Here is a 15,960-nt window from a genome sequence, read left to right on the forward strand (position 1 = left end):
GCGATCGGCGTGGTCTAGCGCACTGTTTACCGGTCAGTAACCGCCGTAGCTGGCATGATCGGCCCGACGTAGGGCAGCGCAGCCGGAAGCGGGAAGGATCGTGTGGTGACGAAGATCGAGCGCCTGGGAGTCATCGGCGGCGGGCAGATGGGCGGTGGCATCGCGGAGGTCGGTGCCCGGGCCGGTCTCGACGTGATCGTCTGCGAGGTCAGCGACGAAGCCGCTCGCGCCGGCCGCACCAGGCTGTGGAAGTCGCTGAACCGCGCGGTGCAGAACGGCAAGCTGACCGAAGCCGAGCGCGACGCCGCGCAGTCCCGCCTGCACTTCACCACGACGCTGGCCGACCTCGACGACCGCAACATGGTCATCGAGGCCATCGCCGAGGACGAGGAGCTCAAGACCAAGCTGTTCGCCGAGCTGGACAAGGTGGTGTCCGATCCGGACGCGATCCTGGCGTCGAACACCTCCTCCATCCCGATCGCCAAGCTGGCCGCCGCCACCAAGCGCCCGCAGCAGGTGCTCGGCGTGCACTTCTTCAACCCGGTCCCGGTGCTCAAGCTCGTCGAGCTGGTGCCCTCGCTGCTGACCTCGGAGGAGACCGTCGAGCGGGCCGCGGCGTTCGCCACCGAGCAGCTGGGCAAGGAGACCATCCGGGCCAAGGACCGCTCCGGGTTCGTCGTCAACGCCCTGCTGGTGCCCTACCTGCTGTCGGCGATCCGGATGGTCGAGGGCGGTTTCGCCACCGCCGAGGACGTGGACAAGGGCATGGTGCTGGGCTGCGCCCACCCGATGGGCCCGCTGCGCCTGTCCGACCTGGTCGGCCTGGACACCCTCAAGGCGATCGCGGACTCGATGCACGAGGAGTACGGCGACCCGAACTTCATCGCCCCGCCGCTGCTGCGCCGCATGGTCGAGGCGGGCCTGAAGGGCAAGAAGTCCGGCAAGGGCTTCTACGACTACAGCTGATCTCCGGCGGTGAAGGGTGTCTTCGGGCCAGCCGCCCGCCCGAAGACACCCTTCGCTCAGCTCGCTTCGCGCGACAGGAGCGCGCGGAGCTCTTCGACGACGCGGGCCGGGTCGTCCTCCATCGCGAAGTGGCCCGCGTTCGGGATCGTGGCGAGGGTCGCCGCCGGGATGTCCCGGGCGAGGCGGTGGGCGTAGGCCACCGGCTGCCAGCGGTCTTCCGCGCCCCAGATGACGTGCGTCGGGGTGCGCAGGGTTCTCAGCAGCGGTGCCACCCGCTGGGTCGGCGCCGAGTCGTAGTGGCGGACCTGGTGCTCGAAGAAGGACGCCCGGCCGACCGCTGTCCGATGTGGACGCAGATAGGCCTCCAGGGCTTCGCCGGTCATCCGGGCCGGGTCGGCCACCGTCATCGTCAGCTGGCGGGTGAGCAGGGCCTCGAAGTCGTGCTGCGACATCGCGGCGTGGTCGTCGAGGTGGTCGCGGATGATCTCCCGCCAGGTGCTCGACGGCCACGAGTCGTAGCTGACCGAGTCGATCAGCGCCAGCCGCGCGACGCGCTCCGGGTGCGCCGCGGTGAAGATCTGCGCCACCGCGCCGCCGATGTCGTGCGCGATCAACGTGCAGCGCCGGATTCCCAGCCGCACCAACAGCTTCTCCAGCAGGTCGGCCTGCGCGGTTACCGAGGTGTCGCGGCCGACCGGGCGTTCCGACGCGCCGTAACCCAGCAGGTCGTAGACCAGGATCCCGTGGCCGTCGGCTTCCAGCGCCGGGGCCACCTCGCGCCAGATGTGGGAGTGCGACGGCGTTCCGTGCAGGAACACCAGCGTCTCGCCGGTGCTGCCGGCGGTGTGCCGGTGGGCCAGCCGGACGCCGTCGACGACGATGTCCTCGGTGAGGATCATGCGGCTTCCTCCACGGTGATGACGAGCTTGCCGAAGAAGTTCTTGGCGGTGAAGGCGCGCTGGGCTTCGCGGAGTTCGCGCAGCGGGTGCGTGCCTGCCAGCAGCGGGGTGAGCTCGCCGCGCTCGATGTGGCCGATCAGCTGGGCGAAGTCCTCGTGGGTGCCGAAGGAGGAGCCGATCAGCTGCAGCTGCCGCAGGTAGACGGTGCGCAGGTCGGTCTCCACCAGCGGCCCGGCGATGCCGCCCGCGACCACGTAGCGGCCGAGCGGGGCGAGCATGCGCAGCAGCTGCGCGAACGCCGGGCCCGCGACCACGTCGGCCACGACGTCGACCGGCCCGGCTTCCGCGAGAACCGCCGCGTGCAGGTCCGGCGAGTCGCGGTCGACCGTCGCGTGCGCGCCGAGCTGCAGCGCCTGCTCGCGCTTGGCGGCGCTGGTCACGGCGATCACCCGCGCGCCGCGCGAGGTCGCGAGCTGGATCAGCGCCGAGCCGACACCGCCGGACGCTCCCGTGACCACCACGGTCTCCCCGTCGCGGACCTGCGCCCGGTTGAGCATGCGCATCGCGGTGGCGTAGGCCGTGGGGAAGGTCGCGAGTTCGGTATCGCTGAGCGGGCTTTCGACCGCGTGGGCGTTGCCGGCGGGGACGGTGGTGTGCTCGGCGAACCCGCCGTCGCGTTCGCTGCCCAGGTACTCGGTGTCCACCAGCTCGCGTTCGCCGCCGGTGTAGAGCATCGGGTCGACGATCACCCGCTCGCCGAGCCGCGAGCTGGGCACGCCCGGCCCCACCTGGTCGATGCGGCCGACCACGTCGGCGCCCTGAATCCGCGGGAACGCCAGCGGCTCGCGCCGCCAGCCCGCGGTGTCGGCCGGGTCGTCCGGTGTGCCGTAGGCGCCTTCGCGGGTCCAGATGTCGGTGTTGTTGATGGCCGCCGCCGCGACCCTGATCCGGACTTCGCCCGGTCCCGCCTGCGGAGCGGGCACGTCTTCGCGGTACTCCAGCTTCTCCGGTCCGCCGAAGCCGGTGAGCAGCACTGCGCGCATTTGAGGTCTCCCATCGAGGTATACCGACCGGTGTGGTTACCACGATAGGCGCTTCGGTGCGGTTGGTGTCAACCCACCGGTCGGTATAGTTGACGGCATGGCGGAAGTGGCGGAGTTGCTGGAGAAGCTGACCCCGGCCGGGCGGCGGGTGCTCGACGTCGCGGCCGAGCTGTTCTACGCCGAGGGCATCCACGCGGTCGGCGTCGAGGCCATCGCGGCCGGGGCCGGGGTGACCAAGAAGACGCTCTACGCCTGCTTCGGGTCGAAGGAGCGGCTGGTCACCGCGTACCTGGTCGAGCGCGACCAGCGGTGGCGGGAGTGGGTGCGGAACTGGGTGGCGGAGCGCGCGAGCGGGCCTCGCGATGAGCTGCTGGCGGTGTTCGACGCGCTCGGCGCGTGGATGGATCGCGCGGGTTTCCGGGGCTGCGCCTTCGTCAACGCGCTGGCGGAGATGCCGGAGCCGGACCACCCCGGGCGAGCGGTGGTCATCGGGCAGAAGCGGTGGATGCGGGACTACTTCGAAGAGCTCGCGACGCTGGCGGAAGTCGCCGAGCCCGCGCAGTTCGCCGACAGCGCCCTGCTGCTCTACGAAGGCGCGACGATCGTGGCATCGGCCGACATCCCGGGCGCGGTCGAGCACGCGCGCCGCACGGCCGAAGTCCTGCTCGCGGCCTGAGTCCTGGTTCCACCGCGAGGCCTTCCGTTTCCACTGGTCAGGCCCCGTGAGCGTTTTGTGGGGCTATAGCACCCCAAAGTGCTCACGGGGCTGCACCAGCGGAAACGGAGCGGCGCGGGCGTTTTCGGGCGAAAACTGCGAGGGGCGCGGTGCTTTCGCGGGTCGTGCGGGCGGCCGACGAATCAGTCCACTTCGGACGTGATGGTGCCGCGGAGGGCGTCGACCGCGTGGCGGCGGTGTTCGTCGAGCAGGCGGACCAGGTCGTCGGCCCGCCGGTTCTGCGCCGCGGACACGATCCCGTCGTGCTCGTGGCGAACCCGGGTGCGGTTGGCGTCGGAGTTGTAGTAGACCGCCCGGTAGGCGTCGGTGGCGTCCCAGAGGGTGCGCACGACGCGCAGCAGGCGCGGCATGCCCGACGGCTCCAACAGGGCGAAGTGGAAGCGGCGGTTGGCCGCGATCATGGCGACCAGATCGCCGTCGTCGGCCGCCCGCTCCACGTCCTGCTGGGCATCGGTGATCCGCGCCAGGTCGGTGTCGGTGAACCGCCCGGTGGCCACCGCGGCGGCTTCCGCCTCCAGCAGCTCCCGCATCCGGTAGACCTCCAGCAGGTCGCTCAGCGACAGCTCGGCCACCGAGTAGCCCCGGTGCGGCTGGTAGACGACCTGGCCCTCCGCCTCCAGCGTCTTCAGCGCCTCGCGCAGCGGTACCCGGCTCACGCCGAGGCCCTGGGCGATCGAGTCCTGCCGGATCGGCTGGCCCGGCGCCAGCTCGCCGGACACGATGGATCTGCGCAGCTCGCCGAGGACGAACTCCTGCGTGGTGGGTGGTCGCTGCATCCCGGTCCTCCCGTTCTCCGGTTCCTTGACCGGCTGCCCGACAACTGTATATTGGATCCAATATCACGGGTGACGCAAGCCACCGGTGCGCGACAGGAAGGGCGGGTGCATGGAGACGCTGCCGATGGACGGCGTGGTCGTCGCGGACTTCAGCCGAGTGCTCGCCGGTCCGTACGCGACCATGCTGCTGGCCGACCTCGGCGCCACCGTGATCAAGGTGGAGCGCCCCGGCACCGGCGACGACACCCGGACCTGGGGCCCGCCCTGGACCGAGCACAGCTCGTCCTACTTCGAATCGGTCAACCGCGGCAAGCGCAGCATCGCCCTGGACCTCGGCGACCCGCAGGACCGGGCGACCGCGCACGACCTGGTCCGCCGCGCCGACGTGCTGGTGGAGAACTTCAAGCCCGGCTCGCTGGCCCGCCACGGCCTGGACCACGCCGCCGCCCGCGAGCTCAACCCGCGGCTGATCTACACCTCGATCTCCGGCTTCGGCAGCGACGGCGGTGCGGAACTGCCCGGCTACGACTTCGTGGTGCAGGCGCTCGGCGGGCTGATGAGCATCACCGGCGAAGCCGACGGACCGCCGATGAAGGCCGGTGTGGCGCTGGTGGACGTGCTCACCGGCAAGGACGCCGCGCTGGGCATCATGGCCGCGCTGCGCCACCGCGAGGCGACCGGCGAGGGCCAGCACGTCGAGGTGAACCTGCTGTCCAGCCTGCTGGCGTCGCTGGTCAACCAGATGAGCGGGCTGCTGACCACCGGCACCGCGCCGCGGCGGATGGGCAACCGGCACCCGAGCATCGCGCCGTACGAGACGTTGCGCTGCGAGGACGCCTTCCTGGCCGTCGCGGTCGGCAACGACGGCCAGTTCCGCAAGCTGTGCGGGGCGCTCGGGCTGCTCGGCCTGCCCGACGACGAGCGGTTCGCCACGAACGCGCAGCGCGTCGCCCACCGCGATGAGCTGGTCCGGCAGCTGGAGAACGTGCTCGGCGCCCGCACCGCGGCCGACTGGCAGGAGCGGCTGCAGGGCTTGGGAATCGCGTGCGGACAGGTCAACGACCTGGCGCAGGCGGTGCACTACGCCGAGTCCCTGGGCCTGCGGCCGCTGGTCGATCCCGGTGACGGGGCGACGATGCAGGTGCGCATGCCCATCGACTTCTCGGCGCACGGCAGCGCCGAGGTGACGCCGCCGCCGCTGCTCGGCGAGCACGGCAAAGAGGTCCTCGCTTGGCTGGAGGACCACGAACAACCGCTTTCTCCCATCGCTTCCAGGAGGAACCAGCAATGAGTGCCGGTGGCAAGCGCCCTGCGTTCGACCCGCGCGATCCGCTCGGGATCGACGCCGAATTCACCGCGGAGCAGCTGGCGATCCGCGACAGCGTGCGCGCGCTGTGCCGCGACCACGTGCAGCCGCACGTCGCGGAGTGGTACGAGCGCGGGGAGTTCCCGCAGGCCCGCGAGCTGGCCCGGGAGCTGGGCAAGCTCGGCGTGCTGGGCATGCACCTGGAGGGCTACGGCTGCGCCGGTCTGTCCGCAGTGGACTACGGCATCGCCTGCGAGGAGCTGGAGGCCTGCGACTCCGGGCTGCGCTCGCTGGTGTCGGTGCAGGGCTCGCTGGCCATGTTCGCCATCTGGCGCTGGGGCTCGGAGGAGCACAAGCAGCACTGGCTGCCGCAGATGGCGGCAGGCGAGGCGATCGGCTGCTTCGGCCTGACCGAGCCCGACCACGGCTCCGACCCGGCCTCGATGCTCACCACAGCGCGCCGCGACGGCTCCGACTGGGTGCTCAACGGCCGCAAGATGTGGATCACCAACGGCAGCATCGCCTCGGTGGCCGTGGTGTGGGCCAAGACCGACGAGGGCGTGCGCGGCTTCGTCGTCCCGACCGACACGCCGGGCTTCTCCGCGCCGGAGATCAAGCACAAGCTGTCCCTGCGCGCCTCGGTGACCAGCGAGCTGGTGCTCGACGACGTCCGGCTGCCCGCCGACGCCGTGCTGCCCGAGGTCACCGGCCTGCGCGGCCCGCTGTCCTGCCTCAACGAGGCCCGCTACGGCATCGTGTGGGGCGCGGTCGGCGCGGGTCGCAGCTGCCTGGAGGCGGCGCTGGACTACGCGACCACCCGCGAGCAGTTCGGCCGGCCGATCGGCGGCTTCCAGCTCACCCAGAGCAAGCTCGCCGACATGGCGGTGCGGGTGCAGAACGGCAGGCTCCTCGCCCTGCACCTCGGCCGCCGCAAGGACGCCGGGCAGCTCATCCCGCAGCAGGTCAGCTTCGGCAAGCTGGACAACGTGCGCGGAGCGATGGAGGTCGCCCGCACGGCGCGCACCATCCTCGGCGCGAACGGGATCTCCCTGGAGTACCCGGTGATCCGGCACATGACGAACCTGGAGTCGGTGCTGACCTACGAGGGCACCGGCGAGATGCACGCGCTCACCATCGGCCAGGCCCTGACCGGCCTCAACGCCTTCCGAGGCTGAGGTCCCCAATCCCTTCGGCACGCCGGTGCGGAGTGCGGCCGCACTCCGCACCGCCGTCCCGCGAGGTCAACGCAATTTCAATTGAAGTTGGACGTCCGATTTCCATTGAAATTGCGTGGATCCGGACGCACCACCGGCGTGTCGGTGCCCGACGCGCCGGTGGTGGTGCAATTTCAATTGAAATTGGATGTGCGATTTCCATTGAAATTGCGTGGGGTCGTGGGGTCGGCTGTCACCAGACGGTGAAGCCGCCGTCGACGACCATGTTGCTGCCGGTGACGAAGCTGCTGGCTTCGGAGGCCAGGAACACCGCCAGCGGGCCGATCTCGCGCGGTTCGGCCACCCGGCCCATCGGCGTCTGCGCCAGCCACTGGGCGTACCACCCGGGTTGGGTGTCCTGGACGCCCTTGAGCAGGTCCGTTCCGGTGTAGCCGGGCGAGATGGAGTTGACCCGCACGCCGCGGCCGCCCCACTCGCCCGCCAGCGACTTGGTCAGCATGATCACCGCGGCCTTCGAGGTGTTGTAGTGCGCCTGCGGCTGCGGGTGGTTGGAGATCAGCCCGGACATCGAGGCGATGTTGATGATCGACCCCGATCCCTGCGCCAGCATCGCGCGGCCGACCTCGCGGCAGCACCAGAACACCGCGTCCAGGTTCAGCCCCAGCACGCGCCGCCACGATTCGTCCGAAGTGGACTCCGCGGGTTCGTTGCGCACGGTGCCCGCGTTGTGCACCGAGACGTCGATCCTGCCGTGCTCGGCCACCACGCGATCGACCAGCCCGGCCACCGCCGCCGAATCGGTGACGTCGACCTGCCGGAACTCGCCGCCGACGGCCTCGGCGGCCGCCTGCCCGGTCGCCGGGTTGATCTCGGCGATGACCACCCGCGCACCCGCGGTGCGCAGGGCCTTGGCGATCTCCAGCCCGATGCCCTGGCCGCCACCGGTGACCAGAGCGACCTTGTCCTGCAACGAGAAGACGTCGTTGCCCATCCGTCCCGCCTTTCCGCACGTCGTGATCCCGCCGCGATTGTGCCGCCGCGCCCAGCCGAAGTGAACCAGCGATCGCCCACCGGGGCCAGGCGTCCCCGATCACCCGGCCATGCGTCGAGTTCGCGAGAAATCGACGTTCACCCGGGTGCCGGTGGGGTCAGCGGAGGAGGGGCGGGAGGATCCGGTGGGGCCAGTCGGTGGCCCGCTCGTAGGCGTGCGCCAGCTGGAGGAGGGACCACTCCGCGTGGTTGCGGCCGATCAGCTGGACCCCCATCGGCAGGCCCGCCTCGTTGCAGCCGACCGGCAGGTTGGCCACCGGGTGCCCGGACAGCGTCCACGGCGCCACCGCCTCCATCCAGCGGTGGTAGGTGTCCATCGAGCGGCCGCCGATCTCGTGCGGCCAGCGCTGCTCGGCGTCGAACGGGAACACCTGCGCGCTCGGCGCGAGCAGGAAGTCGTATTCGTCGAACAGCGCCGACACCGCCGCGTGCCACTCGTCGCGACCGGAGAGCGCGCGGCTGATGTCGGGCACCTGCAGCCGGTGGTAGTTCTCGATCTCGAAGATCAGCTCGGGTTTGAGCAGCGCGCGCTTGGCCGGGTCGTCGTAGAGCTCGGCGTGCTTGCGCCCGACGGTCCACGACCGCCACAGCAGGAACGTCTCCCACGCCTGCTCGACCGGGAGCGGTTTGGCCACCGGCTCGACCGCGCAGCCGATCTCGCCGAAGGCGGCGAAGGATTCCGCGCACAGCTCCAGCAGACCGGGCTCGGTGGCGAGATGACCGTCGAAGTCGCCGACCCAGCCGATCCGCACGCCGTCGAAGTCGTGGTCCAGCCGGCCGGCGAACAGCTCCGGGTCCTGCTCGATGCTCAGCGGCGCGCGCTCGTCCGGACCGGCCATCGTGGACAGCAGCATCGCCACGTCCCGCACCGTGCGGCCCATCGGGCCGACCACGGAGGGCGAGCTGAGGAAGCCCTCGGCCGGGATGCGCCCGAAACTGGGCCGCAGCGACACGATGTTGTTCCAGGCGGCCGGGTTGCGCAGCGAGCCCATGAAGTCGCTGCCGTCGGCGACCGGCAGCAGCCGCAGCGCCAGCGCCGCTCCGGCACCGCCGCTGCTGCCACCCGCGCTGCGCGTGGTGTCGTAGGGGTTGCGCGTCGTGCCGAACACCGGGTTGAAGGTGTGCGAGCCGAGGCCGAACTCGGGGACGTTGGTCTTGCCGATCACGATCGCGCCCGCTTCGCGCATCCGCTGCACGTGCAGCTCGTCGCGGTCGGCGATCGAGTCGGCGAACAGCGGCGAGCCCATCGTGGTGGGCAGCCCAGCGGCGTCGGAGAGGTCCTTGACCGCGATCGGGAAGCCGTGCATCCAGCCGCGGTGCTCACCGCGGTCGAGCTCCTGGTCGCGCCGCCGCGCCTCGTCGAGCAGTTCGGCCTCTTCGCGGCGGGAGACGATCGCGTTGACCTGCGGGTTGAACCGGTCGATGTGCGCGAGGTAGGTCTGCATGACCTCGACGCAGCTGACCTCGCGCCGGGAGATCAGCCAGGACAGTTCGACCGCGTCGAGCAGCACCAGCCCGGGGATCTTCGAAGCGGGCAGTCCGGATCCGGGCGCTACCGACACGCTGCGTCCTCCTGTGCTGTTAGGGCCGTCCCTCGGTTCTTGTCGGTGATCACCCTACGTAGGTGGTCACCTGGCGGAGACTCCCTGGACTGCGGGAGCCCTCCCTCATGTATGTCCAAGACACGGCGGAAGGGTCCTCGCCGGGAAGCCTCCGAGGACCCGCCGGTGGTCGTCCTGCGCAGGTGGATGCAAGCGGCTGGCGCCGCTTCACAAGCGCGGACGGCATTCGCCGACGGGCTCTTGTCGACCTTTCCGGTCGGTGGGGGCGCACGTCAACCGCCTGCCGGCCGCAGCGGTGGAGCAGAGGCGTACGTCACGTTAGCGTTGCTAAAAACCATTCGGGTTTTCAGGCTGAGTTGACCAGACACCGCTCGGAGCCGAGGAGGGCGCAGTGGCAGCCGCCGGGCAGCAGCGGACCGTCGGGACCGCACGAGTGCTCTCGTCGGTGGCCGCGGTGGTCACCGTCGGGGTGTTCCCGGTGTTCCTCGTAGGCGGTCTCGGCGTGCAGCTGCAGCAGGAGTTCGGCTTCGGCGCGGCGCTGCTGGGCGTCGGCGCGGCCGGGTTCTTCGGCGTCGCCTCGCTGTCGTCGCGGACGATGGGCTGGCTGGTCGAGCGGATCGGCTCCCGGCTGGGCATGCGGGTCGGCGCGCTGGGCAGCTCGGTTTGCCTTTTCGGGATGGCCGCCGCGCCCAACGCGGCCTGGCTGCTGGCGGTGCTGTGGGTGGCGGGCCTGCCCAACTCGCTGGCGCAGCCCGCGTCGAACCTGCTGATCGCGCAAGGGATCCCGGTTCACCGGCGCGGCATGGGCTTCGGCGTCAAGCAGTCCTCGATCCCGGCCGCCACGCTGCTGGCCGGCGTGGCGGTGCCCGCGGTGGCGCTGACCGTCGGCTGGCGCTGGGTGTTCGTGATCGCCGGCGCCATCGGCCTGGTCGCCGCGGCAGCGGTGCCCCGGCTGCCGGAAGCCGAGCGCACGCGGTCGGCCAGGGCCGCGAGCGGCGGGAGCGGACCGCGGCGCAGCGCGCTCCTGCTGCTGGCGATCTCCGGCGGCCTCGGGTCGGCCGCGGCCAACGCGCTCGGCGCGTTCGTCACCACCACGGCGGTCGAGGTCGGGTTCAGCCCGTCGGCGGCCGGGCTGGTGCTGTCGCTGGGGTCGGCGACCGGGCTGCTGATCAGGTTGTGCGCGGGGGTGATCGCCGACCGCCGGAACCCGGACCTGGTGCGGGTCATCTCCGGGATGCTGCTGATCGGCTCGATCGGCTTCGGCCTGATGGCCGTGCACTCGACGGTGGCGTTCCTGATCGGCGTGTCCATCGGGTTCGGCGCGGGCTGGGCCTGGCCGGGCCTGCTGAACTTCGCCGTCGCCAAGATCGCCCCGGACCGGGTGGCCAGCGCGACCTCGTTCACCCAGACCGGCATCTACCTGGGCGGGAGCCTGGGGCCGCTGCTGTTCGGCCTGCTCGCCGAGCACGCCGGGCTGGGCGGGGCCTGGCTGGCGGCGGGTGCGGCGGCGATCGTCGCGGGGGTCCTGCTGCTGTTCATCCGCCGCTGACCGGCTGGACCGGGATGCGCGCGTCGACCGACTTGCGGGCCACCCCGCCGTAGAGCAGCCGGTACCGGTCCGACGCCGAGGTCGGCCGACCGGGATCGGGGCGCCAGTCGGCGAGGTCGGTGGTGCCCGGCGGCAGGATCTCGAAGTCGCCGAAGAGCTTGTCGATCCAGCTGGTCTCCCGCGGGTGCAGCGGATCCGAGGTCTCGGCGTAGAAGTCGGCCAGCACCTGCACCGCCTCCGGCGCGTTAGTCCCGGTCACGTGCGAGATCACCAGGTGGCTGCCCGGCACGAGGGCGTCCCGGTAGGTCTCCACCAGGCCGAGCGGATCGTCGGAATCCGGGACGAAGTGCAGCACCGAGGTCATCAGCAACCCCACCGGACGGCGCAGGTCGAGCAGCTCCCGGGCCTCCGGCGAGCGGAGGATCGCTTCCGGTTCGCGGCAGTCGGCCTGCAGGATGTCCGCGCGCGGTTCGCCGGCCAGCAGCGGTTTGCTGTGCGCGACGGTCAGCGGCTCGTTGTCCACGTACAGCACCCGGAAGTCGCGGGTGCGCCGCCGCGCCACCTCGTGCAGGTGCCCGATGGTGGGGATTCCGGAGCCCAGGTCGAGGAACTGGCGCACGCCGCGGGCCAGCAGGAACTCCACGGTCCGGCGCAGGAAGGCCCGGTTCTCCTGGTAGCAGCCGCCGATGCCGGGCAGTGCCTGCTCGATGCGCTCCGCGAAGCCGCGCTCCACGCCGAAGTTGTGCCCTCCGCCCAGGAAGGCGTCGTAGATCCGGGCGGCGGCGGGACGGACGATGTCCATCTCGCGCGGCGGCGACTTGCGCGTTTCGACCATGGACTCCCCCTTCTCGCTGGAATCGTACAGTAGTCAACCATCAACGCAGAGTGTTCAGGGCCTGCTCGCGCGCCGCTCTTGCTGATCGTCGGGCGCGCATATCACGATGGGTCCTTCGTGACCCGCGTTTCTCCCAGGAGGTGCTCGTGACCGACGTCCGCGCGGTGGTGGCGACAGGCAAGGGCAGGCCGGTCGAGGTGGTGACCATCGACGTCCCCGACCCCGGCCCCGGTGAGGCGGTGGTCCGGGTGCAGGCCTGCGGGGTGTGCCACACCGACCTGCACTACCGCGAAGGCGGCATCAGCGACGAGTTCCCGTTCTTGCTCGGCCACGAGGCGGCCGGTGTGGTCGAGCAGGTCGGCGAGGGCGTCGAGGACGTGCGGCCCGGCGACTTCGTGGTGCTGAACTGGCGCGCGGTGTGCGGGACGTGCCGGGCGTGCAAGCGCGGCCGGCCGCAGTACTGCTTCGCCACCCACAACGCGGCGCAGCCGATGACGCTGGACGGCAAGCCGCTGTCGGCGGCCCTGGGCATCGGCGCGTTCGCGGAGAAGACCCTGGTGCACGCCGGGCAGTGCACCAAGGTGGACCCGTCGGCCCGCCCGGCGGTGGCCGGGCTGCTCGGCTGCGGCGTGATGGCCGGGATCGGCGCGGCGGTCAACACCGGTGGTGCCGGGCCGGGCGATTCGGTGGCGGTGATCGGCTGCGGTGGTGTCGGTGACGGCGCGATCGCCGGGGCGGCGCTGGCCGGGGCGCGCCGGATCATCGCCGTGGACCGCGACCCGAAGAAGCTCGACTGGGCGCGGGAGTTCGGCGCCACGCACGTGATCAACGCCGCCGAGACCGATGCGGTGGCGGCGATCCGGGAGCTCACCGGCGGTTTCGGCGCCGACCTGGTGATCGACGCGGTCGGCAGGCCCGAGACGTTCCAGCAGGCCTTCTACGCGCGGGACCTGGCGGGCACGGTGGTGCTGGTCGGCGTGCCCACGCCGGAGATGAAGCTGGAGCTGCCGCTGCTGGACGTGTTCGGCCGCGGCGGTGCGGTGAAGTCCAGCTGGTACGGCGACTGCCTGCCGGAGCGCGACTTCCCGATGCTGGTGGAGATGTACCAGCAGGGCAGGCTGCCGCTGGAGAAGTTCGTCAGCGAGGAGATCGCGCTGGACGGGGTGGAGGAGGCGTTTGCGCGGATGGAACGCGGCGAGGTGCTGCGCTCGGTGGTGGTCTTCTGATGGCCGCGCGCATCGACCACACGACGACCTCGGGCACGTTCTCGCTGGACGGCCAGACCTTCGACGTCGACAACAACGCCTGGGTGGTCGGCGACGACGCGGAGTGCGTGGTCATCGACGCGCCGCACGACGTCGAGGCCATCCGCGCGCTGGTCGGCGACCGCGAGGTGCGGGCCGTGCTGTGCACGCACGCGCACGACGACCACGTGCGCCGGGCACCGGAGCTGGCCGAGGCGGTCGGCGCGCCGATCCTGCTGCACCCCGACGACATGGTGCTGTGGCGCCTGACCCACCCGGAGCGCGAGCCCGACGGGGAGCTGGCCGACGGTCAGGTCGTCGAGGTCGGCGGGATCGGCCTGCGCGTGCTGCACACGCCCGGGCACGCGCCGGGCGCGGTGTGCCTGCACTCGCCGGAGCTGGGCGTGGTGTTCACCGGTGACACGCTGTTCGCCGGCGGGCCCGGTGCGACCGGGCGGTCCTATTCGGACTTCGGCACGATCACCGAGTCCATCCGGGACCGGTTGCTGCCGCTGCCGGCGGACACCGAGGTGCGGCCCGGGCACGGTGAGAGCACCACGATCGGCGCGGTGCGGCCGCAGTTCGACGAGTGGGTCGCGCGCGGTTACTGATCGTCGCGGCCCGAGCACGGGGTAGGGTCCCCGGTTACCACTTTCGGCGGATGAAGCTGCGCGGTGCAGTGCGCACGATCTTGTCCGTGAGCGGCGACCGGGCCTGCTCACGGTTGGCATCGCGAGCAGATCCGCACACCGCGTGAGGCAGGTCCGATGGTCGATCATGCGCTGAGCCGCACCGCGGCGGCCGAACCGGCGACGGGCCTGTGGCCCTGGGTCGTGGCGCACCGCGCGGTGCTCGGGGACATCGGCTTCGTGCTGGTGCTGTCGGTGGCGCACGGCTTCGACCTGTCCATCGGCGAGCACCCGCCGTGGATGGACTGGTGGTGGCCGCTGCTGGTGAGCGTGCCGGCCACCGCGATGCTGGTGCTGCGGCGGCGGATGCCGTGGACGGTGCTGCTGGTCATGCTGGTGGTCACCGTCGCGCTCACCCTGCTCGAGCTCTACATCGGTGGCCTGAACCTGGCGATCCTGATCGCGATCTACTCGGTCTGCGTGCGCGGTTCGCTGACGGTGTCGGTGGTGGCCGCCTCGCTCGCGATGATCTTCCCGGTCACCCAGATGATCGTCTACGAGCTGACGCCGGTGGAGAGCTTCCTGCGGATCACCGGCGGGGTGGTCAACCTGGTGATGGTGGTCGGCTGGGCGCGCGCGATGCAGGTCGGCAGGCGGCGCGCGGCGCAGCTGGAGCAGACGCTGACGATGCTGGACGAAGCGCGCGATCAGCTGGCCGCGGACGCGGCGGCCGTCGAGCGGGCGCGCATCGCGCGGGAGTTCCACGACATCGTCTCGCACAACCTGTCGGTGGTGGCGCTGCGCGCGGGCGTCGCGCGGGCGCTCATCGACCGCGACCAGGAGCACGCGCGGCAGACGTTGCAGGAGCTGGAGCAGAGCTCGCGCGGCGCGCTGGGGGAGATGCGCAACCTGCTCAACGCGCTGCGCGACCGCAACGCCGCCGGGCAGGACCCGATGGACTGGCAGCCGACGCCGGGGCTGGACGGGGTGGACGCGCTGGTCCACTCGGTGCGGGGCGGTCAGGTGGAGTGGCGGTTCGAGCGGCGCGGTCAGATCCGCGAGCTCGGCTCCGGCGTCGAGGTGACCGCCTACCGGATCGTGCAGGAGGCGATGACCAACGTGCTCAAGCACGCGGGCTCCGGGCGGGCGCGGGTGCTGCTGGACTACGGGGCGAGCGCGCTGCGGATCGAGGTGACCAACCACCTCGGTGCCGGGGAGGTACCGCCGGTGTCCCATTTTTCCGGACATGGGCTGATCGGTCTGCGGGAACGCGTTGCGCTGCTGGGCGGAACATTGACCGCACATCCGATTTTGAACGGATTTCACCTTGAAGCCGTGCTACCGTGCGCGGAAAATTCGGACCTGGCCTGAATCGGAACTGGGCCGGCCCGGAGCAAGGAGGCCCCGCGTGGAAACAGAGGACACGACTGTCCTGGTGGTCGATGACCAAGCGATGATCCGCGCGGGCCTGGTAGCGCTGCTGTCGAACGAGCCGGGCCTGCGGGTGCTGGCCGAAGCGGCCGACGGCGACGCGGCGCTGGCCGCGGTGCGCCGACGCCGTCCCGACGTGGTGCTGATGGACGTGCGCATGCCAGGCAAGGACGGCATCAGCGCCGCCGCGGACATCATCGCAGAGACCGGCGGCACCACGGCAGTGATCATGCTGACGGTGCACGACCTGGACGAGTACGTCTACGCCGCGCTGCGCGCCGGTGCCAGCGGCTTCCTGCTCAAGGACGCGACCCCGGAAGACCTGGTCAAAGCCGTCCGCACGGTCGCGGCTGGAGAAGCGCTGCTGGCCCCGCGCGTCACCAAGCGGCTGCTGCAGCGCTTCGCCGCGCTCGGCGTCCGCGACGCGCGCAGCGAGCTCGCCGTGCTGACCGAGCGGGAGCTGGACGTGCTGCTCGAAGTGGCCAGGGGCGGCTCCAACGCCGAGATCGCGCGCAACCTCGGCCTGGCCGAGCTGACCGTGAAATCGCACCTGTACCACGTGATGCAGAAGCTGCACCTGAGCTCGCGGACCCAACTGGTGATCACCGCGTACGAAACCGGCCTGGTCTGCCCGGGCCAGGACAACAACAACCTCCGCCGCGCCTCCGCGTGAGGCGACGTGAGGTGATTTCAATTGAAATTGGACGTGCGATTTCAATTGAAATCGCACGAGTTCCCCCGCGGTCGGGTGTGTCGGGG

The 15,960-nt window shown here is 71.1% G+C and carries 15 protein-coding genes; 9 read left to right on the forward strand and 6 right to left on the reverse strand.

Going from position 1 to position 15,960, the window contains the following annotated elements; all coding sequences use genetic code 11:
- Positions 1-105: 105 nt before the first annotated feature.
- Complete coding sequence (locus C4T78_RS24075) at positions 106-966, forward strand: 3-hydroxybutyryl-CoA dehydrogenase (RefSeq protein ID WP_093354980.1); 861 nt, start codon at positions 106-108, stop codon at positions 964-966.
- A gap of 56 nt (positions 967-1,022) precedes the next feature.
- Here the strand turns inward: C4T78_RS24075 and C4T78_RS24080 are convergent, their stop codons facing one another.
- Together C4T78_RS24080 and C4T78_RS24085 are read right to left on the reverse strand one after the other, a co-directional pair.
- A complete protein-coding gene (locus C4T78_RS24080; RefSeq protein ID WP_093354977.1) occupies positions 1,023-1,865 on the reverse strand; it encodes an alpha/beta fold hydrolase in 843 nt (280 codons plus the stop codon).
- On the reverse strand, positions 1,862-2,908 hold the full coding sequence (locus C4T78_RS24085) for an alcohol dehydrogenase family protein (protein ID WP_093354975.1): 1,047 nt from the start codon (positions 2,906-2,908) through the stop codon (positions 1,862-1,864). Before C4T78_RS24085 ends, C4T78_RS24080 begins: the two co-directional genes overlap by 4 nt.
- Positions 2,909-3,005: 97 nt before the next feature.
- Here C4T78_RS24085 and C4T78_RS24090 point away from each other — a divergent pair, with 97 nt between their 5' ends.
- The gene (locus C4T78_RS24090) at positions 3,006-3,584 is read left to right on the forward strand and encodes a TetR/AcrR family transcriptional regulator (RefSeq protein ID WP_177247667.1); all 579 of its coding nucleotides are present in this window, start codon (positions 3,006-3,008) and stop codon (positions 3,582-3,584) included.
- A gap of 182 nt (positions 3,585-3,766) precedes the next feature.
- On the opposite strand, the gene C4T78_RS24095 is transcribed toward C4T78_RS24090, so the two are convergent.
- On the reverse strand, positions 3,767-4,420 hold the full coding sequence (locus C4T78_RS24095) for a GntR family transcriptional regulator (protein WP_093354972.1): 654 nt from the start codon (positions 4,418-4,420) through the stop codon (positions 3,767-3,769).
- A 109-nt stretch (positions 4,421-4,529) separates the two neighbouring features.
- Between C4T78_RS24095 and C4T78_RS24100 the strand changes: the two genes are divergently transcribed.
- Positions 4,530-5,711 (forward strand): CaiB/BaiF CoA transferase family protein, encoded by a 1,182-nt coding sequence (locus C4T78_RS24100; RefSeq protein WP_093354971.1) that lies wholly within the window; start codon positions 4,530-4,532, stop codon positions 5,709-5,711.
- Positions 5,708-6,901, forward strand: coding sequence for an acyl-CoA dehydrogenase family protein (locus C4T78_RS24105; protein WP_093354969.1), 1,194 nt, complete (start codon positions 5,708-5,710; stop codon positions 6,899-6,901). Before C4T78_RS24100 ends, C4T78_RS24105 begins: the two co-directional genes overlap by 4 nt.
- 232 nt (positions 6,902-7,133) lie before the next feature.
- Here C4T78_RS24105 and C4T78_RS24110 read toward each other — a convergent pair whose 3' ends face one another.
- Positions 7,134-7,892, reverse strand: a complete 759-nt coding sequence (locus C4T78_RS24110; RefSeq protein WP_093354966.1) for an SDR family NAD(P)-dependent oxidoreductase — start codon at positions 7,890-7,892, stop codon at positions 7,134-7,136.
- A 157-nt stretch (positions 7,893-8,049) separates the two neighbouring features.
- Entirely contained in the window at positions 8,050-9,513 is a 1,464-nt protein-coding gene (locus C4T78_RS24115) for an amidase (RefSeq protein WP_093354964.1), read from the reverse strand.
- Between the two features lie 391 nt (positions 9,514-9,904).
- On the opposite strand from C4T78_RS24115, the gene C4T78_RS24120 reads away from it, so the two are divergent.
- On the forward strand, positions 9,905-11,062 hold the full coding sequence (locus tag C4T78_RS24120) for an MFS transporter (protein WP_093354961.1): 1,158 nt from the start codon (positions 9,905-9,907) through the stop codon (positions 11,060-11,062).
- On the opposite strand, the gene C4T78_RS24125 is transcribed toward C4T78_RS24120, so the two are convergent.
- Complete coding sequence (locus C4T78_RS24125; protein ID WP_093354960.1) at positions 11,049-11,897, reverse strand: SAM-dependent methyltransferase; 849 nt, start codon at positions 11,895-11,897, stop codon at positions 11,049-11,051. The genes C4T78_RS24120 and C4T78_RS24125 overlap by 14 nt on opposite strands.
- A gap of 146 nt (positions 11,898-12,043) precedes the next feature.
- Here C4T78_RS24125 and C4T78_RS24130 point away from each other — a divergent pair, with 146 nt between their 5' ends.
- The 4 genes from C4T78_RS24130 (at position 12,044) to C4T78_RS24145 (ending at position 15,874) form a co-directional block, all read left to right on the forward strand.
- Positions 12,044-13,123 carry an S-(hydroxymethyl)mycothiol dehydrogenase gene (locus tag C4T78_RS24130; RefSeq protein ID WP_093354957.1) on the forward strand — a complete coding sequence of 360 codons (1,080 nt, stop codon included), beginning with the start codon at positions 12,044-12,046 and terminating at the stop codon, positions 13,121-13,123.
- A complete protein-coding gene (locus tag C4T78_RS24135; protein WP_093354955.1) occupies positions 13,123-13,752 on the forward strand; it encodes an MBL fold metallo-hydrolase in 630 nt (209 codons plus the stop codon). Before C4T78_RS24130 ends, C4T78_RS24135 begins: the two co-directional genes overlap by 1 nt.
- 156 nt (positions 13,753-13,908) lie before the next feature.
- The gene (locus C4T78_RS24140; RefSeq protein WP_093354953.1) at positions 13,909-15,141 is read left to right on the forward strand and encodes a sensor histidine kinase; all 1,233 of its coding nucleotides are present in this window, start codon (positions 13,909-13,911) and stop codon (positions 15,139-15,141) included.
- Positions 15,142-15,178: 37 nt separating this feature from the next.
- Positions 15,179-15,874, forward strand: a complete 696-nt coding sequence (locus tag C4T78_RS24145) for a response regulator (RefSeq protein WP_093354951.1) — start codon at positions 15,179-15,181, stop codon at positions 15,872-15,874.
- The last annotated feature ends 86 nt before the right edge of the window (positions 15,875-15,960 follow it).

The organism is Saccharopolyspora kobensis (assembly GCF_900108315.1).
GTDB classification, from domain to species: Bacteria; Actinomycetota; Actinomycetes; order Mycobacteriales; family Pseudonocardiaceae; genus Saccharopolyspora; species Saccharopolyspora kobensis.